Source organism: Glaciihabitans arcticus, from assembly GCF_004310685.1.
GTDB lineage: Bacteria > Actinomycetota > Actinomycetes > Actinomycetales > Microbacteriaceae > Conyzicola > Conyzicola arctica.
On sequence record NZ_SISG01000001.1, the window covers coordinates 343,736 to 365,304 of the forward strand.

A 21,569-nucleotide genomic window follows, 5' to 3' on the forward strand; every position below is an offset into this window, starting at 1 on the left:
GGGGAAGACCGTGCGCATCGACATCGTCACGATCTTTCCCGAGTTCTTCGGTGTGCTCGACATCTCCCTGCTCGGCAAGGCCCGTCAGTCCGGGATGATCGAGCTCGGCGTGCACAACCTGCGCGACTTCACTCACGACCGTCACCGCACGGTCGACGACACACCATACGGCGGGGGCGCCGGCATGGTGATGAAGCCGGAGCCCTGGGGCGAGGCGTTCGACGAGATCCTCGATGACGAGGCACTCGTGATCTTCCCCTCACCCGCGGGCGAGCGTTTCACGCAGGCCACTGCTCGCGAGCTTTCCGAAGAGAAGCACCTCGTGTTCGGCTGCGGCCGCTACGAGGGCATCGACCAGCGCGTCATCGATCACACTCGTGGCCGCGCCCGCGTGCGCGAGATCAGCCTCGGCGACTACGTGCTGAACGGCGGCGAGGTCGCCGTGATGGCAATGATCGAGGCGGTTGGACGACTCATCCCGGGCGTCGTAGGAAACCCGGCCAGCCTGACCGAGGAGAGCCACGAGGACGGCCTGCTCGAATACCCCAGCTACACCAAGCCCAGTGGATGGCGCGGACTCGACGTTCCCGATGTGCTCACGAGCGGCAACCACGGGGCCATCGCCGCCTGGCGGCACGAGCAGCAGCTCGAGCGCACGCGGCGCGTGCGGCCGGACCTGCTCGGAGACTAGCTGCGAGCGGTCAATATCCGTGGGCCATCGGCCGTGATCGCGACGGTGTGCTCCGCGTGAGCGGCACGGGAACCGTCTGCGCTGCGGAGGGTCCAGCCGTCCTTGTCCGTGTAGATGCGGTCGGTGCCCAACATGAGCCACGGCTCGATCGCGAAGACGAGGCCTTCACGAAGCGGGAAGCCGCGGCCGGGGCGTCCGTCGTTGGGCACGTGCAGGTCGCCGTGCATTGTGCGGCCCACGCTGTGTCCGCCGAAGTCGAGGTTCACGCCGAAGCCGTCAGCGCGGGCGACCGCGCCGATGGCCGCGGAGACGTCACCCATGCGTCCGCCGGGCTGGGCGGCGGCGATACCTGCGGCGAGGGCCCGGTCGACCGTGTCGATGAGCCGCAGGTCCTCATCCCGAGGCGCACCGACGACAAAGGACAGGGCCGAGTCGCAGACCCAGCCATCGACGGAGGCCGCGAAGTCGAGGCTCACGAGGTCACCGTCGCGGAGCACGTAATCGTGCGGGAGGCCGTGCAGGGCGGCGTCGTTCACGGAGGTGCAGAGCACCTTGCCGAACGGGGATGCGCCGAAGGAGGGGTGATAGTCGATGTAGCAGCTCTCGGCGCCCCTGGCCCGGATCAGCGAGTGTGCGAGCTTGTCGATCTCGAGCAGGTTCGTCCCGACAACGGAGGCGGCCGCGGTCTGCTCGAGGACGTTCGCGACGAAGGCGCCAGCGACGGCCATCTGCTCGATTTCGGCAGGGGTGCGCAGTTCGATCATAAAAGCCAGCCTAGGCGGCGGGGGGCTCGGCCGAGTGAGTGGCGAGGATGCCGTGCATCAGGGTGCGCGCCCGGCCGATGAAACGCTCGTCCCCGTGCGGGTCATTGCGGAACGCGCGCTGGATCAGCGCCTCGCTGACCTCGACGGCCACCTCGAGGTCGAAACGCAGCTCGGGGGTGTCGGCGAGGCCGTAACGCTCGACCGAGGTCTCGGTGAAGCGTCGGGCGAGTTCCGCGTTCGTCGTGGAGTCGGAGCCGATGACGCGCTGGTCGATGATCGTGCCGAAGCGCAGGGCGCGGAAGCCGGGCTCGTTGCGCATCATGGCGACAGAGAGGTCGACCACGGGGTCGAGGCCGGAGAGCCAGTTCGGGGGAGTCTCGGCGAGCACCTCGGCGGCGCGTGCCATGAAGCGTTCCAGGTTGCGGCCCGCGAGCGCAAGCAGCAGCGACTGGATGTTCGGGTAGTAGCGATAGACCACGCCCACCGAGGAGTCGGAGCGGGACGCGACGTCCGTCGTCGTCAGCCCGTCGATGCCCTTCTCGTCGATGATCGCCGCGGCGGCATCGAGGAGGAGGGTCACACGCTTGGCGCTGCGCTGTTGCACGGGCTTCGTGCGAAGGGCGGCTAGGTCGATGGACGGGTCGCCGACGGGATCGGCACCCGCGAAGGGCAGAGAATTCATGGTCCGGGCGTTCTCGATGGGTGGGTGATGGGCCGGTCCGAAGGCTACCCTTGAGGCATGTTCCTTCGTCGCGCGCTGTACTACTGGCAGTTTACTGCAGCAATTATGCTGCCGCTGTGGGTGGTGATCGCTCGCGGGATCTTCGGAACCACCACGGGATGGGACATCGCGCTCTACATCGTGCTCGGCGTCATCCTCGGCTTCTCGATGCTGGTGGTCGCAGCCCTTACAGTTGCTCGAAAACGCGTCCGCGACGCCCGTGCACTCACCGGTCGGGACACCCTGGTGCTGGCAATCTGGCATCTGTCGGTCATTTTATTTGGGTTCATCGGCGCGCCGTGGGTCGCCGCAATCATCGTCATCGTCACCGTGGGTGCCTTCTGGAATGCCGTCTGGACGCTCTTCACCGAGACGAGAGACCGAGTCAAGGTCGCGTTCACGATCCCCGATTTCGCCCCGCGCACGGCAGAGGTGGACGCCGGCCACTACGACGCCACGGCGCCCGGCCAGGGCGACGTGATCATCGTCGACGTCGAGCCGGAGTCGCCGCCCACCTCCCGTTAGCTTTTGAGGCTCGCTGTATGCGATAATTGCTCCTTGTGCTTCGGCGCGGCTCTGCCACAGGGGAGCCAGCAACGAAATGAAGCACCACCCACTTTCCGAAACATCAATTACCGTGGTCGACCTGTGGCGGTTGCAGAGAGCGAATAACCATGCATATTCTCGACGAGCTGGACTCAGCTTCACTCCGGGACAACCTCCCCGACTTCCGCGCCGGTGACACCGTCAAGGTTCACGTCAACATCATCGAAGGCACGCGCGCCCGCATCCAGGTCTTCCAGGGCGTCGTCATCGGCCGCTCCGGCGAAGGTGTTCGCGAGACGTTCTGCGTTCGCAAGGTCAGCTTCCAGGTCGGCGTAGAGCGTACCTTCCCGGTTCACTCCCCGGTCATCGACCACATCGAGGTCGTCACCCGCGGTGACGTCCGTCGCGCCAAGCTTTACTACCTCCGCAACCTTCGTGGCAAGAAGGCGAAGATCAAGGAGAAGCGCGACTCTTAAGCCGCGCCTTCAGCATTCCCTGAGCTCCCCGACACGTAAACTGTCGGGGAGCTCAGGGGTTTAATGACACGCGATACACCGACGGACGACGTCGTTTCAGATTCAACGGATGGCACGGCAGTCGTCGACGCAGGTGGCAACTCGCGCAGTCGGGCGAAGAGCGTAATGCTCTTCCTCAGGGACATCCTCATCATCTTCGTCGCGGCCCTGGTGATCTCCTTCCTCATCAAGACGCTGCTCATCCGCTCGTTCTACATCCCTTCGGCCTCCATGATGGACACGCTGCTGAAGGATGACCGCATCATCGTCAGCCTGCTGACACCCCGTCTTGTGCCGATCGATCACGGCGATGTCGTGGTGTTCCAGGATCCGGGCGGATGGCTCGACCCCGTGCCCGAGGTTGAGCGCAATCCCATCGCCGAGGCGATCGACAACGCCCTCGGTTTCGTTGGACTCAGCGCCGCCGACAGCGAGGACCACCTCATCAAGCGCGTCATCGGCCTGCCGGGCGATGTTGTGGTCTGCTGCGACGACTTCGGCCAGATCACGGTCAACGGCGTGCCGATCGAAGAGACCTACACAAAGCTGCCCGACGGCGTGAACAAGGCCACCGAGCACGACTTCACCGTGACCGTGCCCGCCGATTCGCTCTGGGTCATGGGCGACAACCGGTACAACTCCTCCGACTCGAGCTACCACCACTTCGAGGCGCCCGGCCACGAGTACGTTCCGATCGACAAGGTCGTCGGACGCGCGATCCTCATCACCTGGCCCGCCGATCGCTGGACCTGGCTCGACAACTACCCGATCGTCTTCCGCGGAGTCGATTCCGCCGGCGACGAGTAACGCGCCATGGCGGTCAGTGACCCGCACCTCGAGGTCGAGACGGCGCTGCACGACAATGGCGCCCGCTTCGTCATCGGCTGCGACGAGGTCGGGCGCGGTGCGATCGCGGGGCCGGTTGCCGTCGGTCTGTGCGTCGTAGAGCGGGGGCTGGGGGCGCATCCCGTGGGCCTTCGCGACTCGAAGCTGCTGAGCGAGAAGCGCCGCGAGGAGCTCGCGCCGCTCGCCTCCGGCTGGGCACTCTTCAGCGCCGTCGGCCTGGCGACCTCCGAAGAGGTCGACCGGCTGGGCATCGTCGCCTCGCTCGGCCTCGCCGGCAAGCGTGCGCTGGTGCACCTGCACGAGTCGGGTGCATTGCTGCGCGAGAGCATCGTGCTGCTGGATGGCTCCCACGACTGGCTCACTCCCGCGCTCGCGAATCCCCTGCGCGTGCACACCCGAGTGAAGGCTGACCGGGACTGCGTGTCCGTGGCCGCGGCCTCCGTCGTCGCCAAGGTGCACCGCGATCGGCTGATGATCGACGCCGATTCTCGCCACCCCGGCTACGGCTGGGCGGGCAACAAGGGATACGGTTCGGCAGCACACTTCGAGGCGATTGCGCAATTGGGAGCGACGGATTTCCACCGGCGCACATGGCTGCACGCTTCGGCCTAGGATTGACGGACGATGGACGAAGACGAGTTCGAAGACTACGACCGCGAGGTCGAGCTTGCCCTGTACCGCGAGTACCGCGATGTCGTGGGCCAATTCAAATACGTCGTCGAGACCGAACGTCGCTTCTACCTCGCCAACGAGGTGGAGCTGGTTCGCCAGGACACCGAGCACGACTTCTACTTCGAGCTCACGATGAACGACGTCTGGGTGTGGGACGTCTACCGCTCCGACCGTTTTGTGAAGAGCGTGCGTGTGCTCACCTTCAAGGACGTCAACGTCGAGGAGCTCTCCTCGAAGGAGCTCGAGCTGCCCAAGGAACTCGCGCTCGACGAGTAGCCCCGGTGAATCTCGACGAGCTGTTCGCCCGGTACGACCGCATCGCGGCGTCCGTCGGGCCTGACAGGCAGTTCTGGAACTTCGTCGCCCTCGCGCACAGCGAGGCCGAGGCGAATCGTATGGAGATCACCACGGTCATCCTCGTGCGGCCGTTGCGTCGAATCGTCGTGGGCTTCACCGAGCGTGGGTCGTTTGGCGCGCGCGAGAAGTTCAGTTCAGAGACGGCGGCCGCTGACTATGTGTGGCGAGGGCTGGTTCGGTCGGTGCTGCCGGCGAAACTGCCGGCGGTTCGGGATGACGCCGCGCGACCCCGCTGGTCCCTCGACTCGGGCAAGCGGCGCATCGCCGCGGACTCGCCCGTCATCTCCGCGGAGCTCGCGACCCGACTGTCCCGCGATTCTGACTTCGGTGTGCGCTGGCGTATCGCAAGCAATCTCGCTGTGCCGCCTGCGGTGCTGGCGGGCCTCGTCTCCGACCCGGACTGGGGAGTGCGCTGGGGTGTCGCGGGCAACCCGTCGACCCCGGATGTCGATTCACTCGTGAACGACGAGGAGTTCGGGGTGCGCTTTGCGTTCGCGCACAACCCTGCGGTGCGCCCGGCGTCCCTGCTCGCGCTCGCGTCGAGCCCCGAGGAGGAGCTGCGGCGGGTGGTGGCGCAGAACGAGCGGTCGCCCCAATCCGCCCTTGAGCTGCTGGCCACCGATGCCGAGTCGAGCGTGGCGCTCTGGGTCGGGCGCAATCCGTCGAGTGGGAAAGAGGCACTGTCGATCCTGGCTCGGAACCCCGAGGCGTGGGCGCGAGAGCACGCTGCGGACAACCCGCGCACTCCGGTAGGCGTCCTACGGGTGCTGCTCACTGACGCGGCGCCCGGCGTGCGGAAGTCGGCCGCGGAGAGGCTCGGGCTGTAGGGCGCGAGCGCCATCCCCAATCATCGTCTGCCTTCGGGTGGGCGATTTTTTGTGCGCCGGTCTTGACGCGGCGATAGATACCGATATATCGTTACAACATCGCTTCAGTAACGCGATAAAACTTATCCAGAAAGGATGGACACGCCATGAACAGCGAATCCACCAACCACACCCACGATCACGACCGTGATCACCACCAGCGTCGCGGCTTCGGCCCCGGCGCACGTCCCTTCGGAACCGGAAAGCCCTTCGGCCCCGGCTTCGGCGGCTTCGGACCGCGCGGCTTCACGCCACCCGGACCGCAGCGCAAGCGCAGGGGAGACGTTCGCCTCGCGATCCTGTCGCTCCTCGGCGAAGCGCCCTCGAACGGCTACACGCTGATCAAGACCATCGCCGAACGCTCCGGCGGCACCTGGAACCCGAGCCCCGGCTCGGTCTACCCGACGCTGCAGCAGCTCGTCGACGAGGAGCTCATCGAGGCGATCGGCGAAGGCCGTCGCACCGAGTTCCAGCTCACCAAGGAGGGCACGGTCTACGTCGCCGAGCACTCCAAGGAGCTCGAGCGGGTCTGGGCGTCTGTGTCCGAGAATTCCGATGCGGATGCCGGTCTCCACGAGTCCGTCGCCAAGCTCATGGGCGTCGTTCACCAGTTCCGCTTCGCGGCTACCGATGAGCAGCGCGCCAAGGCCGTCACCCAGCTGGACGACACCCGTCGTGCGCTGTACGGCATCCTGGCCGACTGACGCTGTCGCTGGTTGAGTGGGCCACCCGCGGCCGTATCGAAATGCGCAGCAGATTGAGTAAGCCCTCTAGGGCCGTATCGAAATCCAGGCCCCGCCCCCGACATTCAGGGGCGGGGCTTTTCCGCTGTGCTTGTCTCATTAAGCTGAAACCATGACCTCCGTCGATGAAAACCTCTGGCTCGAAGACATCTACGGGGAGAAGCCCCTCGAGTGGGTCGAAGCGCAGAACGTGCTCGCCGCGGAGGCGCTCGATTCGCCCGAGCTCGATGAGCTGGCCGACCGCATCCTCGAGGTCATCGATTCGGATGACCGCATCCCGATCGTCTCCCGTCGCGGCGAGCACCTCTATAACTTCTGGCGCGACACCGAGCATCCGCGCGGCCTGTGGCGCCGCACCACGCTTGACAGTTACCTGACGGCCACGCCTTCGTGGGAGATTCTTCTCGATGTGGATGCGCTCGGCGCCCTCGAGAACACGGAGTGGGTCTTCTCCGGGGCGCGCGTGCTGCCACTCACCCACGACCTGGCTCTCGTCTCGCTCTCGCCTGATGGCGGCGACGCCGTCGTCACGCGCGAGTTCTCGCTCACGACCAGGTCTTTCGTTTCCGACGGTTTTGTGGTGCCGCTCGCCAAGAGCCGGGTGGGCTGGCTCAGCCGCGACGAACTATTTGTGGCGACCGACTTCGGGGAGGGCTCGATGACGACCTCGAGCTACCCGCGCACGCTGCGCCGATGGACGCGAGGGACATCCCTCATGGACGCGCCTATGGTGCACGAGGTCGGCGTCGACGACCTGTCGATCGGGGCGTCGCACGATTTCACGGTCGGGTTCGATCGGTCTCTGGTCTTCGAGAGCCTCGACTTCTATCGCTCGCGCACCTTTCTGCTTCAGGATGACGGCCTCACGCTCGTCGAGGTTCCCGAGGATGCCGACCTCGACCTGCACCGGGAGTGGCTGCTCGTGCAGCCGCGGTCGGAGTGGCTGGGGTACGCGGTCGGGTCGCTGCTGGCCATTGATTGTGAAGCCTTCCTGGCCGGCTCGCGCGAGTTCCAGGTCGTCTTCGCCCCGACCTCATCGGTGTCCCTGCAGGGCTGGGACTGGACGGCGACCCGGCTCGTTCTGACGTTGCTGGATGACGTTTCGTCGCGCCTCGAGATCCTCGACCCGGCCGACTGGTCGTCGACGGCGCTCGAGGTGCCGCCGCTGTCGGCCGCGCACGTGATCGACACCTCGCCCGACGATTCGGATGAGTTATGGGTACACGTTTCCGGCTTCCTCACGCCGGCTGCGGTGCTGCGCGGCGAGCTGGGCGTCTCTCCTCTCGCGGTCGTCAAGTCCTCGCCCTCGTTCTTCGACGAGAGCCGTTTCGACGTGTCACAGCATTTCGCGATTTCGGATGACGGTACCCGCGTCCCGTACTTCCAGGTGGCCCCGCGCAACCTGGTGCTCGACGGCTCGCACCGCACGCTGCTCTCGGGCTACGGCGGCTTCCAGCACGCATTGACCCCGTCCTACAGTGGCACGATCGGCCGCGCCTGGCTGGAGCGCGGTGGAGTGTTCGTGCTGGCGAACATCCGTGGAGGAGGGGAGTACGGACCCGCGTGGCACACGTCCGCGCTGCGCTCTGCTCGGCCTCGGGCCTACGAGGACTTCGCGGCCATCGCCCGGGACCTTGTGTCGCGCGGGGTCACAGTGCCGTCCCGACTTGCCTGCGAGGGACGCAGCAACGGTGGGCTGCTCGTGGGGAACATGCTTGTCTCGTATCCCGAACTGTTCGGCGCCATCATCTGCGGGGTGCCGCTTCTCGACATGCAGCGCTACACGCACCTGTCGGCCGGGGCTTCGTGGATCGCTGAGTACGGCGACCCGGACGTGCCCGCGGATTGGGAGTTCATGAAGGACTGGTCGCCGTATCAGCTGCTCTCTTCTTCTCAGGAGTACCCGGCGACATTCCTCTACGCGGCTACCTCGGACGACCGGGTCGGCCCGGTGCAGGCGCGGAAGATGGCGGCGAGGATGCAGCGGCTCGACATCCCCGGAGTGCTCTACTACGAGCCCACCGATGGCGGGCACGGTGGAGCGGTGGATAACCGGGCCTCGGCGCGGTTGTTCGCGTACATGTACGGGTTTGCGTGGGGGCGGCTGGGTTAGTCGCCGCGATTCGCACCTACTGCTATGACGATGAAGCGAACAGTTCCCACAGCTCCGAGCGCCGCGATTGCGAACGCCCACGGGTCGCCTGCGAAGCCGATCCACAACGCGCCAATGGTCAGCACCGAACAAATGACGACGTTCAGAATCGAGCCTTGAGGCGAGCCGGGTCCAAACGGCATCCCCGGATCCATTGCCCAGTCTGACTTGCGCCCCATGCGACAAGTATGGGCCCCACTCGCGGCCCGGCTCGAACGGGCAGCCCCCCTCTCCGTGCGACTCGAGGTCGCTGGCCGGGGCCTGTGGGCGGCTTGCCGGCTAGGGCGCGTCGCTGCCCATGATACGGATCGAACGAGCCTTCACCAGCCCATATCCTTCGACACTTGATCCCGGGCATCGGCGATCCGCGCCGCTGTGAGATCGAACTCATAGGGGATGATTTCGTCGAGACGCCCGAATAGATCGGTGAGAGCCTGTTTGACTGCTTTGTGGTCAGTTGGAATCTTGTCGAGATCGGCCCGCGCCAGCCAGTCGTAGAGAACTATTGCGTCTTCAGCCCAAAGTTCCACCTTGACGACTCGGTGTGTGCTCATGGCCCGAGGTTAGTCCGCAGGCCACCTCACACACCACCTTCGGGGTGGTCGCGCATTTGGAAGAAGAGCGGCTTCAGGCTGAATCCGCCGAGCGCTGTGTGAGTTCGGCGGGTGCCTGATGGCTCGAGGAGGAATCTTGCGGTTGCTTATGGGCGACAACGCCGTCGATGCCGGCCCGACTCCAACGGGCTGCCACGCTTCACAGAGGTTGTTGCCCGGAGGACGGCGCGGGACTTAGGCGACGATCCGACTCTATTGGATCACTCCTCCACAGGCCACGGCATTCGCGAGCTCACCACAGATCCCTCTGACGACCGTTTCAGTCGCTCCCCGCTTGCCATCCTCGATCCATGGCTACACGGACACGAGCGAAAGACGACCTCGGGCGACGCGGCGAGATGCTTGCCGCCGCCTTTCTCGAGGGCGCCGGTCTCACCATTGTCGAGCGCAATTGGCGCTGCCCCCAGGGTGAGATCGACCTGATCGCTCGGGACGCCGGCGAGCTCGTGTTCGTGGAGGTCAAGACGCGCACGAGCGTGGCGTTCGGGCATCCTCTCGAAGCCATCACCGTGCAGAAGCTCGCACGACTGCGCCGCCTCGCCGCCGCCTGGTGCGAGGCGCACGACGGACCGCATCACGACGTGCGCATCGACGCGGTCGGGGTCATCGCACCCGCGGGCGGACCGGTCGAGATCGAGCACCTCAGAGCGGTGTTCTGATGCCGATCGGGCGTACCCACTCTGTCTCGCTGCTTGGGCTGCAGGGCGCGATCGTGGAGATCGAGGCGGATATCTCGAGCAACCTGCCCGCCTTCGTCATCATCGGGCTTCCGGATGCCGCACTCGGCGAGGCGCGCGACCGGGTGCGCGCCGCAGCCACCAATTCGGGCTGCTCCCTGCCCGGACGCAAGGTGACCATCAACCTCTCGCCCGCCGCCCTGCCCAAACACGGCTCGGGATTCGACCTCGGCATCGCCATGGCGATCTTTGGTGCCGCCGGGGATGTGAGTTCCGAATCGATCGACCGCGTTGTGCACCTCGGCGAACTCGGCCTCGACGGGCGACTGAGACCCATCTCCGGTGTCCTTCCCGCTGTCGTCGGTGCGCAGCGCGCGGGATTCGAGACAGTCATGGTCCCTACCGGCAATGAGGATGAAGCAGCACTCGTCCCCGGCATCCGCGTCGTCGGGGTGGCATCGCTGCGGGATGCCGTCATCTGGCACGGCGGCAAGCTCGACCCGGTCCCCGTCGATCCGATCCTGCGGCCCGGCTCGCATTCGGTTCAGGATGACGTTCTCGAACTCGCCGACGTCATCGGAAACGACGAGGCCGTCGACGCCATGATGGTCGCCGCCGCGGGAGGCCATCATGTCTTCCTGCTCGGACCGCCGGGCGCGGGCAAGACGATGCTCGCCGCCCGGCTGCCCGGGCTACTCCCCGAATTGGATCCGGCGGCCGCGCTCGAGGTGAGTTCTCTCCGCTCTCTGGCGGGATTCCCGGTCGGTTCCACGCTGGTGACCCGTCCACCGCTCGAAGCTCCGCATCACACGGCGACGGCAGCCGCGCTCGTCGGGGGAGGGAGCGGTCTCATCCGACCGGGAGCTGCAGCCCGAGCCTCGCACGGGGTGCTCTTCCTGGATGAAGCTCCCGAGTTCGCGTCCGCTGTACTCGACGCGCTGCGGCAACCGCTCGAGTCCGGGGTGATCAGCATTCACCGGGCCAACGCGGTCGCGCACTTCCCGGGATCGTTCCAGCTCGTGATGGCGGCGAACCCCTGCCCCTGCGGGCAGTACGGTGCGCGCGACTCCGAGTGCATCTGCACGCCCATGAGCCGCCGCAAGTATCTCGGGCGTATGTCCGGGCCGCTGCTCGACCGCATCGACATCCAGCTGCGGGTGAATCGCATCACGTCGGCCCAACTCCGGGTGGCGAACGAGTCGATCCGCATCACCACCGCCAGCGCTCGACATCGGGTGACGGTCGCTCGGGAGGCGGCGGCCGAGCGGCTGGCCACCACACCGTGGACGCTCAACTCGCAGGTGCCGGGAGCGTGGTTGCGGGGTCCGCACGCGCGGCTCTCGGCAGCAACGACGTCATCCATCGATCGCGCACTGGAACGGGGCGGCATCACCATGCGCGGGTACGACCGTGTCCTGCGCGTCGGGTGGAGCATCGCCGACCTCGACGGTGCCGAGCATCCCACCGCCGACCACATCGGTCGTGCGCTCTACTTTCGAAAGGCACTCTCCGCATGACCATCTTCGGACTCGCCCAAGGCGAAGTCACCAGCCTCATGACCGCGGTCGTTGGTCGCGAACTCGACCAGGCCGCCGTCACCGAACTATTCGCCCGAGCCACATGGTCGGGCATCACCGAGCCGGGAGATCGCGTCGCCGGATCCGTTATTGCGGCACTGGATGCGGCCGAGGCGCTCAGGGCACTCGTCGAGAATCGTCCGCCCGAATGGTGGTTGGCGGCCGCCCGCGAACGGGGCGTCGACGAGTACAGCCTCGAGGATTTCGAGAACGCGGTGAAGCGGTGGGCTCCGCGACTCGACCTTTCCCTGTCGCTGGTCGCCGTGCGCCAGGCGGCCAGGTACGCGGTCAAGTTTCTCGTACCTTCCGACGAGCTCTGGCCGGAGTCGCTCAATGACCTCGGCGACCACGCCCCACTCGCGCTCTGGCAACGCGGATCCGACGATGCGGTCCGCGCACTGGATCGGTCCTTCGCCCTCGTCGGCGCTCGTGCTGCCACCGGATACGGCGAGCACATCACCATGGAAGCCTCCGCCGGGCTCGTCGACCGCGGCTACGCGATCGTCTCGGGCGCGGCGTATGGCATTGACGGGATGGCGCACCGAGCGGCGCTCGCGAGCCGCGGCACCACCATCGCGTTCCTCGCTGGGGGAGTGGACCGTTTCTACCCGAGCGGTCACGATGCTCTGCTGACCCGCATCGTCGAGTCCGGAGTCGTGCTGTCCGAGCTGCCCTGCGGGTCGGCGCCCACGAAGTGGCGGTTTCTTCAGCGGAATCGTTTAATCGCCGCAGCGGGCCTCGCGACAGTCGTACTCGAGGCAGGTTGGAGGTCCGGATCGCTCAACACGGCAGGGCACGCGGCCCACCTCGCACGTCCGCTCGGGGCTGTGCCCGGCCCGGTGACGAGCGCGGCATCAGCGGGCTGCCACCGGCTCATCCGCGAGTACAACGCGGTCTGCGTCACCAATCCCGACGAGATGGCCGAGCTCGCGCCGCTGGGTGACCCGGCGCTCGTGCCCGAGATGTCCCGCGAGCGGCCAGCCGCAACCAGGGTGCTCGACGCGCTCAGCCAGACGTCCCCACGGCGGGCCGAAGACATCGCCAACCGCACCGGAATGTCCCTCGTCGAGGCGCAGTCCACGCTCGGGCTGCTCGAACTCGACGGCGCGGTAGCTGAGCGGGAGAGGGGGTGGGTGAAGAAGAAACTCTAAGAGGTACCTACGGGATTCGAACCCGTGTACACGGTTTTGCAGACCGTTGCGTAGCCTCTCCGCCAAGGCACCGGGGGCATGACTGCAACGGTAGGCGAGCGCCGAGGCATCCGCTCGTATGTTACGAAGCCGGGCGAAAAGCTACGAGAGGCTGCGCCGAGTGTCGAGCCTGATCTACGGCTGTACGTCGACAATGCCGACGAACCGCGAACCGATGCCATCGACCTCGGAGCGGGCGAGGCCCGGAGCGGGCTCCGGCACGTCGCCGATGCGGTGGTGCTCGCAGGAGAGGTAGGTGAAGTCTGGCCACCACTTCTTGGGACGCGCCGACTCCGTAAACCCGCAGACCGTGCACTTCAGCTGCACCCAGACCGGACGAGCCTTCGGCGAACGGTTCGCACGCGACTGCACCAGCCACGGGGGAGGATTCTGTTCGAGATCGGCGAGCTGGGCATCCGACAACTTCGGGGGCAGGCCGTGACGCTGCGCCATCTCCACGGGGATGTCCAGCCGAAGGGCTGCGTCACGTCTGCTGATCACCCACCAACGATAGGCGAAACGCGCCGCGACCACGACGCGATGAGATGTCGCTTAAAACCTTCCGCGCGTTAAGCTGGACACATGACCCAGTTAGGCCAGTACCCGGACCCCGTGCACGTCATTGCTCACGTCAGTGACACCCACCTGCTCGGCGGCGGAAAGCTGCTCTACGGCAGTGTGCCCAGCGACGAGCGCCTCATCGCCGCCATGAACCAGCTCGAGAACTCCGACGTGCGTCCCGAGGCGATCGTCTTTACCGGCGACCTCGCCGACCTGGGGGAGCCCGAAGCCTACGAACGCGTCAAAGCGATCGTAGAACCGGCCGCCGCGCGCCTGGGCGCCCAGGTGATCTGGGTCATGGGCAACCACGACGAGCGCCCCGAATACTCCAGTCTTCTCTTCAGCGAGGAGCCGTCCACTGAACCGCAGGACCGCGTGTACGACGTCAACGGCCTCCGCATCATCTCCCTCGACACAACGGTCATCGGCTACCACCACGGTGCGATTTCGGATGCCCAGCTCACCTGGCTCGCGGACGTGCTCGCCACTCCCGCGCCCCACGGCACCCTGCTCGCGCTGCACCACCCGCCGATCCCCACCCCTCTCGTCTGGGCGATGCAGATGCTCGAACTCCAGGGGCAGGACAAGCTGGCCGAGGTCGTGCGGGGCACCGATATCCGCGCCATCCTGGGCGGCCACCTGCACTTCTCCACGCACAGCACGTTCGCCGGAATCCCCGTATCCGTCGCCGCGGCCACCTGCTACACACTCGCCCTGACCCAGCACGATCGCCTGCTGTCGGGCGTCGACTCCGACCAGGCCATCAACCTCGTGCACGTCTACGGCGAGACGGTGGTGCACTCGATCGTTCCGATCGGGGCGCGCACCGAGATCACCGGGTTCGAAGGTAAGCACCGCGCCGACATCGAGGCCATGAGCGTCGAGAAGCGGCTCGAGATGTTCTCCAAGAAGGTCTCGCCGTTCAATCTGGGCGAGGCGCCGAACGCGTAAGCCCGGCCCAGCGGCTACTCCCGGGGCCCCATGTCGGGCAGGTGCCCGCGGTAGGCGCTCACCACACGATCGAGGTAGACGGTAATCGTCGTCTTCTCCTCGTCGTTGAACCCGGCGAGCACCTCGTTGATCGACAGGATCATCGGCATGAGCGTCTGCATGGCCCGAGCGACGGACGCTGGGGACGGCACCACGAGCACTCCGCGACGGTCATCCGGATTCGGCACGCGCGAGACGTGCCCGACTGTGGTCAGGCGGTCGACGACGGTGGTGACCGCGGCCGTGCTGATGTTCAGGCGGCCGGCGAGCTCCGTGGGGCTCAGCGGGCCATCCTTGATCAGTTCTTCCATCGCGTCGAGGTCGGTCTGGTTGACCGAAAGCTCCTTGCCGAGGTGCAGCTGGAACGCCGCGGTCAGCTCGAGGATCTCGCGCAGCAGGCCGGTCGCGGGATGGATGGTGATCTCCGGGCGGGTGCGAGCGGGGTTTGCCATCCCGCCACTTTAGCGCTACGTTGTCAAAGGTTCTAGTTATTAGATGATCTAACTATCTCGATTGAGGCAGACATGCGCAGGCTCACGACATTCATCACGGCACGGCGCACCTCGTGGATCGTCCTGGTCGTCGCCCTGCTCTCGGCCGGCGCGATCTTCGCGCTCGGCTCCGGATCTGACGAGGAAACCGCGCCCGGCGCCGGACTCCCCGCGAGCGCCGAGTCCGAACAAGTTGCCGCGCTGCAGGCCGATCTGCCCGGTGCCGACGCGACTAGCGCGCTCCTCGTCTTCACGCGCGGCGGAGACAAGCTCACCGACGCCGACGTGACGGCCATCACCGCCACGACCGCCGACCTCGCCGACCTCTCGCTCGACGGATTCGTTCCGCCGCCCACGATCTCTGACGACGGCACAACCGCCCTCGTGGTCGTTCCCCTCGATGAGATTTCGGATGTCGCGGCGCAGGCCGACCGCGCTGCGGAGATCCGCGAACTCGCGAATGCCGACCTGCCCGCGGGGGTGTCTGCCCTGCTCACCGGCCCCGAGGGCTTCGCCGTGGATATCGCGGCGGTGTTCAAGGGCGCCGACTTCACCCTGCTGCTCACGACCGTCATCGTCGTCGCCGTGCTGCTGCTCATCACCTACCGCAGCCCGTGGCTGTGGCTGGTTCCGCTGACCGTCGTCGGACTCGCGGACGGCCTGGCCGGCATCGTCGCCAACCGGATCGCCAGTCTCGCGGGCATCGCCCTCGACGCCTCCGTCACCGGCATCCTCTCCGTTCTCGTCTTCGGTGCCGGAACCAACTACGCGCTGCTACTCATCGCCCGCTACAGGGATGAGCTGCGCCTCGTCGAGGATCGCCGCGAAGCGATGGCGAAGGCCCTGCGCGGCGCCGGCCCAGCGATCATCGCGAGCGGAAGCACCGTGGTGCTCAGCCTGCTGACCCTTCTCTTCGCCCAGCTCACCGGCAACCGCGCCCTCGGCATCGCCTGCGCAACCGGTGTCGTCGTCGCGATGCTGTTCGCCCTGTTCGTGCTGCCCGCAGCCCTCGTTCTGTTCGGCCGCGGACTGTTCTGGCCGTACATCCCGCGCTTCGGATCCGAGGGCACCGCAGAGCGCGGCGTCTGGTTCCGACTCGGCACGCTCGTCTCGAAGAAGCCGGTCGCCGTCGCGATTGTCGGTGCGCTGCTGCTCGGCGGTCTCGCCCTCGGGGTGCCGCAGATCAAAATCGGTCTGTCGCAGACGGAGAAGTTCACGAGTGTGCCCGAGGCTGTCGTCGGCCAGGAGCAGCTCGCCGACGCGTTCTCCGCCGGGAGCGGCTCGCCGGCCGTCGTCATCGTGAACGCCGGCTACGAGGACCGCGCCATCACTGCCGCCGAGTCCCTGCCCGAAGTGGACTCCGCGACCGTGGGGGAGTCGAACTCCGACATCGCGCAGGTGAACGTGGTGCTGGACGCCGCAGCGGAGACACCCGAGGCGTATGCCGCGATCGGCGAGCTGCGTGCAGAGCTCGGCGAACTCGACGGCGCCGACGCACTGGTCGGCGGACTCGACGCACAGACCCTGGATGTGAACACGGCACAGACCGCCGACCAGGACCTGGTCATCCCGCTCATTCTCTTTCTCGTCTTCATCGTGCTGGTGCTGCTGCTGCGCGCCATCGTCGCACCGATACTGCTGCTGCTCACGGTCGTCGCGTCGTTCTTCGCGAGCATCGGCGCGAGCTGGTTCCTGTTCGAGACGGTGTTCGACTTCCCGGCGATCGACACGAACGTGGTGCTGTTCAGCTTCCTGTTCCTCGTCGCGCTCGGCGTGGATTACAACATCTTCCTCGTGACGCGAGCACGTGAGGAGGCGGTGGTGCACGGCACGCGGGGCGGGATGATCCGCGCCCTCGCCTCCACTGGTGGCGTGATCACGAGCGCGGGAATCCTGCTGGCTGCGGTCTTCGCGGTGCTCGGCGTGCTGCCGCTCATCACGCTCACCCAGATCGGAATCATCGTTTGCATCGGCGTGCTGCTCGACACCCTGCTCGTGCGCACGGTCATCGTTCCGGCGCTCGCCTTCATCGCGGGGGAGAAGTTCTGGTTCCCGTCGAAAGTTGCGAAGGAGTCGGCGCGCTAACGAGTTATCAGCGGCGGCACGCGCGACGATAGAACCATGTCCCTCGACCTCGTTGTCTCCGAGTTCGCGCGCTACCTCAGCGCCGAGCGCGGCTTCAGCGAGCACACGGTGCGCGCCTACCGCTCGGACCTCGCCAACCTCGTTGACTTCGCCCAGCGACAGGGCGTTGGGGATGTCGCGGCCCTCGACCTCGAACTGCTGCGCTCCTGGCTCTGGGAGTCCTCCAACGCGGGTCTCGCGAAGTCCACGCTTGCGCGCCGTTCGGCAACGGCGCGCAGCTTCGGCCTGTGGCTGGCTCGCACCGGCAAGGCGCCCACGGATGCCGCGGCTCGCCTCCGCGGCCCGCGCCCCGAGCAGCACCTGCCGCGCGTTCTGACCCGCACCCAGGTCGACGGGATCCTTGCCGGTCTCGCTGCCCGGGCGGCGAACCCCGACCCGGAGTCCCGCGCAAGCCTGCCGGCTCTCGCCGCGGCTCGCGCCTTCGCGTTGCGCGACCTCGCCGTGATCGAGTTGCTCTACGCCTCCGCCCTTCGCGTGAGTGAGCTGACCGGACTCGACGTTGCGGATGTCGATCGCTCCCGTCTTACCGTGCTCGTCACCGGCAAGGGCTCGAAGCAGCGCACCGTGCCGTTCGGGCTTCCCGCTGCCGACGCCCTCACCGCCTGGCTCGAGGCCCGCGACACGCTCGAGCCGGATGGCGACGCGCTTTTCGTCGGGAACAAGGGCAAGCGCCTGGGGACCCGCGCCGTCTACGCGCTGGTCGCCGAGCTGCTCGAGGACGTTCCCGGCTCCGGTCCCGCCGGCCCACACGCACTCCGCCACACGGCGGCCACCCACCTTCTGGACGGCGGTGCCGACCTGCGCGCCGTGCAGGAGCTGCTCGGACACGCAAGCCTCGGCACTACCCAGATCTACACTCACGTGTCGACGGAGCGGCTGCGCGAGTCCTACGCGCTCGCGCACCCCCGGGCCTAGCGGGCCGTGACCGATCCTCGGTCGCAGGCTCCCTCGGCGCTGGGGTCGCGCAATCGCTGGCGCGATTGTCCCAGCTCCACCGCGCTACTCAACCAGACCACGCGTCGGCAGCAGCACCGCCCGCGGAACCCCGCCGAGCAGGAGCAGCGGCGACACATACTCGCCGCCTAGCCGAACTCCGAAGTGCAGGCACGGCTGCGCGCAATGGCCGGGCAGTAGCTCGCCGATCGGCTGGCCGCGCGCGACGGGGTCGCCGGCCACCAAAGGTGACGTCACCGGCTCATAGCTCGACAGCAGCCCGCCCGCGTGCTCGATCGAGAGCACAGGACGATCCACGACGAAGCCGACGAAGTGCACAACACCATCCGCGGGTGCGAGAACTGAAGCGGAGGGCGCACGGATATCGATGCCTCGATGCCCGGCTGCATACGGGGTGGGCGGCGCGAGGTAGGCACGCGCGATCGCGTGCGGGGGCGCGGTTGGCCAGTTCCAGCGGGGAAGGGTCGCCGCAGAGCCCGAGGTGAGCACCAGGGACGCGAGCACAGCGAGAAGGAGGAGCCGTTTCATCCACCCAGATTGACGAAAGTCGGACGCGCATAACGCGGAGAAAGAGAGATATGGGGATAACCCCACACACCCCGGAACGCAGGAGGAGAGGACCGGTGCTATGATTTTCGGAGCACTGCGCGCAAGCGCGGTGACTACGCGTGTCCCGAACCGCCCGACAAACAGGGCGGCCACACCACTCAGTCTCTCGTGAAAACGGGAATGCAGGTGTGCGCGGGGCACCAGGTTTCGCACCGACCGGTCGCGAAAAACAACTGAGATTGGCGTTTACCGCGTTTTCGCGCGCGCCAGAAAAGGAGCACGGCCATGGCCGTCGTCACCATTCGCCAGCTGCTCGACAGCGGCGTTCACTTCGGGCACCAGACCCGCCGTTGGAACCCGAAGATGAAGCGCTTCATCCTGACCGAGCGCTCGGGCAGCCACATCATCGACCTGCAGCAGTCGCTTGCCTACATCGACAAGACCTACGACTACGTCAAGGACACCGTTGCGCACGGTGGAACCATCCTCTTCGTCGGAACGAAGAAGCAGGCCCAGGGTTCCATCGCCGAGCAGGCGCTCCGCGTCGGCCAGCCCTATGTCAACCAGCGCTGGCTCGGTGGACTCCTCACCAACTTCCAGACGGTCTCCAAGCGCCTCGCGCGCATGAAGGAGCTCGAGGAGGTCGACTTCGACGACACCACCCGTGGTTACACGAAGAAGGAACTCCTCATCCAGAAGCGTGAACTCATCAAGCTCCAGAAGAGCCTCGGTGGTATCCGCAACCTGACGAAGACCCCCTCCGCCGTATGGATCGTCGACACCAAGAAGGAGCACCTCGCGATCGACGAGGCGCACAAGCTCGGTATCCCCGTCATCGCGATCCTCGACACCAACTGCGACCCGGACGAAGTCCAGTTCCCGATTCCCGGTAACGACGACGCTATCCGTTCCGTCGGCCTGCTGACCCGCATCATCGCGGACGCAGCGGCCGAGGGCCTCGTGCAGCGCCACCAGAAGCCCGAAGACGGCGCTGAGGTCGAGCCGCTCGCCGCTTGGGAAGCCGAACTGCTCGGACAGTCCGACGAGGCCAAGGCTGAAGAGCCCAAGGCCGACGAGGCAGCGCCCGCAGCTGAGACCGAGGTCGTCCTTCCGACCGAGGAGAACGACGCAGACGCCGTCGTCGCCGAGCACGAGGCAGCAGCCGACGAGACGCTCGTGCCCGTGCACGTCGAAGAGTCGGATGCAGCACTCGAAGCAGACATCGAAGCCGCGGCTACTCCCGAAGAGAAGAAGCCTGCAGCGAAGACCGCGGCCAAGCCCGCAGCCAAGAAGTAAGGAACTAGAGTCATGGCAGATTTCAGCCTCGCTGACCTCAAGACCCTGCGCGAGCGCCTCGGCACCGGCATGGTCGACAGCAAGAACGCCCTCGTCGAAGCCGGTGGCGACCTCGAGAAGGCAACCGAACTCCTGCGTCTCAAGGGTGCGAAGAGCAATGCAAAGCGCTCCGATCGCTCCACGAGCGAAGGCCTCGTCGCCGCGAAGGAGGGTGCCGGTTCCACCGTCATCATCGAGCTCGCGTGCGAGACCGACTTCGTGGCCAAGAGCGACAAGTTCGTCGCTCTCGGTGACAAGGTCATCGACGCCGTCTCCGCCGCTGGCGCGACGACGCTCGAAGAGGGCCTCGCAGCCGCATCAGGAAGCCAGACCGTCGCCGACCTCATCGGTGACGAAGCTGCAATCCTCGGCGAGAAGATCGAACTGCGTCGTCTCGCAGTCGTGACCGGCGAGAAGTTCTCGGTCTACCTGCACCGCACCAACAAGGACCTGCCTCCGCAGGTCGGCGTTGTGCTCGGCTTCTCGGGCGATGACACGGACACCGCTCGCAGCGTTGCCCAGCACATCTCCTTCGCCGACCCGCAGTACCTCACGAGCGACCAGATCCCCACGGAGACCGTGGAGAACGAGCGTCGCATCGTCGAGGAGATCAGCCGCGGAGAGGGCAAGCCCGAGGCTGCCCTGCCGAAGATCATCGAGGGACGCGTCGCAGCGTTCTTCAAGCAGGTCTCGCTGCTCGACCAGGACTACGCGATCGACAACAAGAAGTCGGTCAAGACCGTCCTCGCGGACGCTGGCCTCACCGTGAGCGGCTTCGCTCGCTTCAAGGTCGGCGCCTAGCCAGATCCGAACGCAAGGCCCGGGATTTTCGATCCCGGGCCTTTCGTCGTGTCGGCGGCGAGTTCTACTCTGGGCGCATGAACATCCTTCTCATCCCCGGACTCTGGCTTGACGGCGACTCCTGGGGCGACGTGATCCCCCCTCTCGAGGCGGCCGGGCACACCGTGCATCCAATGACCCTTCCCGGAATGGAATCCGTCGCGTCCGACCGGTCGGCTATCGGCCTCCGTGATCACGTGAACGCAGTGATCGAGCGGGTCGACGCGATCGGCGCTCCGGTCGTGCTCGTCGGTCACAGCGGCGGCGGCGCCATCATCCATGCGGTGGTGGATGCCCGTCCCGAGTCGGTCACGCGAGCCATCTATGTCGACAGCCAGCCGATCGGCCACGGCGGCCTGATCAACGACGAGCTGCCGGTCGAGGGTGGCGAGATCCCGCTGCCCGACTGGTCCGTCTTCGAAGAACCGGATCTGGTGGACCTCACCGACGAGTTGCGCGAGCACTTCCGCCAGATCGCCATCCCGTCTCCAAAGGGTGTCGCCTTCGACAAGCAGGTGCTCAGCGACCCGCGTCGCTACGACGTGCCGATCACGGTGATCTGCTGCGAGTTCCACCCCGACCAGCTGCAGGGCTGGATCGACGCGGGCTACGCCGACGAGCTGAAGGCCATCACGACCGTCGAGACGGTCTACCTGCCGACCGGGCACTGGCCGCAGTTCACGAAGCCGGCTGAGCTCGCGCAAACGATTCTGGCCGCCCTCGCGACCTAGTACCCTGAATAGGGCACAACCGCAGAACACACGAGGAGCACC

The 21,569-nt window shown here is 66.5% G+C and carries 25 protein-coding genes and 1 tRNA gene; 18 read left to right on the forward strand and 8 right to left on the reverse strand.

What is annotated here, in order from left to right; genetic code table 11:
* Nucleotides 1–10: 10 nt before the first annotated feature.
* A complete protein-coding gene (gene trmD, locus EYE40_RS01540; RefSeq protein ID WP_130980290.1) occupies nt 11–691 on the forward strand; it encodes a tRNA (guanosine(37)-N1)-methyltransferase TrmD in 681 nt (226 codons plus the stop codon).
* Here the strand turns inward: trmD and map are convergent.
* A complete protein-coding gene (map, locus tag EYE40_RS01545) occupies nt 688–1,455 on the reverse strand; it encodes a type I methionyl aminopeptidase (RefSeq protein ID WP_130980291.1) in 768 nt (255 codons plus the stop codon). The genes trmD and map overlap by 4 nt on opposite strands.
* A gap of 10 nt (nt 1,456–1,465) precedes the next feature.
* Nucleotides 1,466–2,137, reverse strand: coding sequence for a TetR/AcrR family transcriptional regulator (locus EYE40_RS01550; RefSeq protein ID WP_161972331.1), 672 nt, complete (start codon nt 2,135–2,137; stop codon nt 1,466–1,468).
* A gap of 57 nt (nt 2,138–2,194) precedes the next feature.
* Between EYE40_RS01550 and EYE40_RS15415 the strand changes: the two genes are divergently transcribed.
* The 8 genes from EYE40_RS15415 to EYE40_RS01590 all read left to right on the forward strand — a co-directional run bounded on the left by EYE40_RS15415 (nt 2,195) and on the right by EYE40_RS01590 (nt 8,834).
* Complete coding sequence (locus tag EYE40_RS15415) at nt 2,195–2,701, forward strand: MFS transporter (protein WP_161972332.1); 507 nt, start codon at nt 2,195–2,197, stop codon at nt 2,699–2,701.
* Between the two features lie 149 nt (nt 2,702–2,850).
* Nucleotides 2,851–3,198, forward strand: coding sequence for a 50S ribosomal protein L19 (gene rplS / locus EYE40_RS01560; RefSeq protein ID WP_130980294.1), 348 nt, complete (start codon nt 2,851–2,853; stop codon nt 3,196–3,198).
* Nucleotides 3,199–3,363: 165 nt separating this feature from the next.
* Nucleotides 3,364–4,044: a signal peptidase I gene (lepB, locus tag EYE40_RS01565; protein WP_240034671.1), complete on the forward strand. Its 681-nt coding sequence runs from the start codon at nt 3,364–3,366 to the stop codon at nt 4,042–4,044.
* Nucleotides 4,045–4,050: 6 nt separating this feature from the next.
* Entirely contained in the window at nt 4,051–4,695 is a 645-nt protein-coding gene (locus tag EYE40_RS01570; RefSeq protein WP_130980296.1) for a ribonuclease HII, read from the forward strand.
* 12 nt (nt 4,696–4,707) lie between these two features.
* Complete coding sequence (locus EYE40_RS01575) at nt 4,708–5,031, forward strand: DUF2469 domain-containing protein (RefSeq protein ID WP_130980297.1); 324 nt, start codon at nt 4,708–4,710, stop codon at nt 5,029–5,031.
* Between the two features lie 5 nt (nt 5,032–5,036).
* A complete protein-coding gene (locus tag EYE40_RS01580) occupies nt 5,037–5,939 on the forward strand; it encodes a hypothetical protein (protein WP_130980298.1) in 903 nt (300 codons plus the stop codon).
* Nucleotides 5,940–6,085: 146 nt separating this feature from the next.
* Entirely contained in the window at nt 6,086–6,682 is a 597-nt protein-coding gene (locus tag EYE40_RS01585; RefSeq protein ID WP_130980299.1) for a PadR family transcriptional regulator, read from the forward strand.
* Nucleotides 6,683–6,833: 151 nt separating this feature from the next.
* Complete coding sequence (locus tag EYE40_RS01590; protein ID WP_130980300.1) at nt 6,834–8,834, forward strand: prolyl oligopeptidase family serine peptidase; 2,001 nt, start codon at nt 6,834–6,836, stop codon at nt 8,832–8,834.
* Here EYE40_RS01590 and EYE40_RS01595 read toward each other — a convergent pair.
* Nucleotides 8,831–9,052, reverse strand: coding sequence for a hypothetical protein (locus EYE40_RS01595; RefSeq protein ID WP_130980301.1), 222 nt, complete (start codon nt 9,050–9,052; stop codon nt 8,831–8,833). The two genes, EYE40_RS01590 and EYE40_RS01595, sit on opposite strands and share 4 nt — an antisense overlap.
* 141 nt (nt 9,053–9,193) lie before the next feature.
* Nucleotides 9,194–9,427 carry a hypothetical protein gene (locus tag EYE40_RS01600; RefSeq protein ID WP_130980302.1) on the reverse strand — a complete coding sequence of 78 codons (234 nt, stop codon included), beginning with the start codon at nt 9,425–9,427 and terminating at the stop codon, nt 9,194–9,196.
* 350 nt (nt 9,428–9,777) lie between these two features.
* Here EYE40_RS01600 and EYE40_RS01605 point away from each other — a divergent pair, with 350 nt between their 5' ends.
* The 3 genes from EYE40_RS01605 to dprA are packed head-to-tail and all read left to right on the forward strand — an operon-like array spanning nt 9,778 to nt 12,892.
* Nucleotides 9,778–10,146 (forward strand): YraN family protein, encoded by a 369-nt coding sequence (locus tag EYE40_RS01605; RefSeq protein ID WP_130980303.1) that lies wholly within the window; start codon nt 9,778–9,780, stop codon nt 10,144–10,146.
* Entirely contained in the window at nt 10,146–11,681 is a 1,536-nt protein-coding gene (locus EYE40_RS01610; RefSeq protein ID WP_130980304.1) for a YifB family Mg chelatase-like AAA ATPase, read from the forward strand. The genes EYE40_RS01605 and EYE40_RS01610 overlap by 1 nt, the downstream gene beginning before the upstream one ends.
* Nucleotides 11,678–12,892: a DNA-processing protein DprA gene (gene dprA / locus EYE40_RS01615; protein ID WP_130980305.1), complete on the forward strand. Its 1,215-nt coding sequence runs from the start codon at nt 11,678–11,680 to the stop codon at nt 12,890–12,892. The genes EYE40_RS01610 and dprA overlap by 4 nt, the downstream gene beginning before the upstream one ends.
* 1 nt (nt 12,893) lies before the next feature.
* Here the strand turns inward: dprA and EYE40_RS01620 are convergent.
* Both EYE40_RS01620 and EYE40_RS01625 read right to left on the reverse strand, forming a co-directional pair.
* Nucleotides 12,894–12,964, reverse strand: a tRNA-Cys gene (locus EYE40_RS01620).
* A gap of 102 nt (nt 12,965–13,066) precedes the next feature.
* The gene (locus EYE40_RS01625) at nt 13,067–13,432 is read right to left on the reverse strand and encodes a hypothetical protein (RefSeq protein WP_130980306.1); all 366 of its coding nucleotides are present in this window, start codon (nt 13,430–13,432) and stop codon (nt 13,067–13,069) included.
* 81 nt (nt 13,433–13,513) lie between these two features.
* Between EYE40_RS01625 and EYE40_RS01630 the strand changes: the two genes are divergently transcribed.
* Nucleotides 13,514–14,443: a phosphodiesterase gene (locus tag EYE40_RS01630; protein ID WP_130980307.1), complete on the forward strand. Its 930-nt coding sequence runs from the start codon at nt 13,514–13,516 to the stop codon at nt 14,441–14,443.
* A gap of 14 nt (nt 14,444–14,457) precedes the next feature.
* Here the strand turns inward: EYE40_RS01630 and EYE40_RS01635 are convergent, their stop codons facing one another.
* The gene (locus EYE40_RS01635; RefSeq protein ID WP_130980308.1) at nt 14,458–14,934 is read right to left on the reverse strand and encodes a MarR family winged helix-turn-helix transcriptional regulator; all 477 of its coding nucleotides are present in this window, start codon (nt 14,932–14,934) and stop codon (nt 14,458–14,460) included.
* 72 nt (nt 14,935–15,006) lie between these two features.
* On the opposite strand from EYE40_RS01635, the gene EYE40_RS01640 reads away from it, so the two are divergent.
* Together EYE40_RS01640 and EYE40_RS01645 are read left to right on the forward strand one after the other, a co-directional pair.
* Nucleotides 15,007–17,058, forward strand: a complete 2,052-nt coding sequence (locus EYE40_RS01640; protein WP_130980309.1) for an MMPL family transporter — start codon at nt 15,007–15,009, stop codon at nt 17,056–17,058.
* Between the two features lie 36 nt (nt 17,059–17,094).
* Nucleotides 17,095–18,033, forward strand: a complete 939-nt coding sequence (locus EYE40_RS01645) for a tyrosine recombinase XerC (RefSeq protein ID WP_130980310.1) — start codon at nt 17,095–17,097, stop codon at nt 18,031–18,033.
* 84 nt (nt 18,034–18,117) lie between these two features.
* Here EYE40_RS01645 and EYE40_RS01650 read toward each other — a convergent pair whose 3' ends face one another.
* The gene (locus tag EYE40_RS01650; protein ID WP_130980311.1) at nt 18,118–18,600 is read right to left on the reverse strand and encodes a M23 family metallopeptidase; all 483 of its coding nucleotides are present in this window, start codon (nt 18,598–18,600) and stop codon (nt 18,118–18,120) included.
* A gap of 306 nt (nt 18,601–18,906) precedes the next feature.
* Here EYE40_RS01650 and rpsB point away from each other — a divergent pair, with 306 nt between their 5' ends.
* From rpsB to EYE40_RS01665, 3 genes are all read left to right on the forward strand, one after another.
* Nucleotides 18,907–19,917: a 30S ribosomal protein S2 gene (gene rpsB, locus EYE40_RS01655; protein ID WP_130980312.1), complete on the forward strand. Its 1,011-nt coding sequence runs from the start codon at nt 18,907–18,909 to the stop codon at nt 19,915–19,917.
* A 12-nt stretch (nt 19,918–19,929) separates the two neighbouring features.
* Entirely contained in the window at nt 19,930–20,757 is an 828-nt protein-coding gene (tsf, locus tag EYE40_RS01660; protein ID WP_130980313.1) for a translation elongation factor Ts, read from the forward strand.
* A 77-nt stretch (nt 20,758–20,834) separates the two neighbouring features.
* Nucleotides 20,835–21,527, forward strand: coding sequence for an alpha/beta fold hydrolase (locus EYE40_RS01665; protein WP_130980314.1), 693 nt, complete (start codon nt 20,835–20,837; stop codon nt 21,525–21,527).
* Nucleotides 21,528–21,569 lie beyond the last annotated feature (42 nt).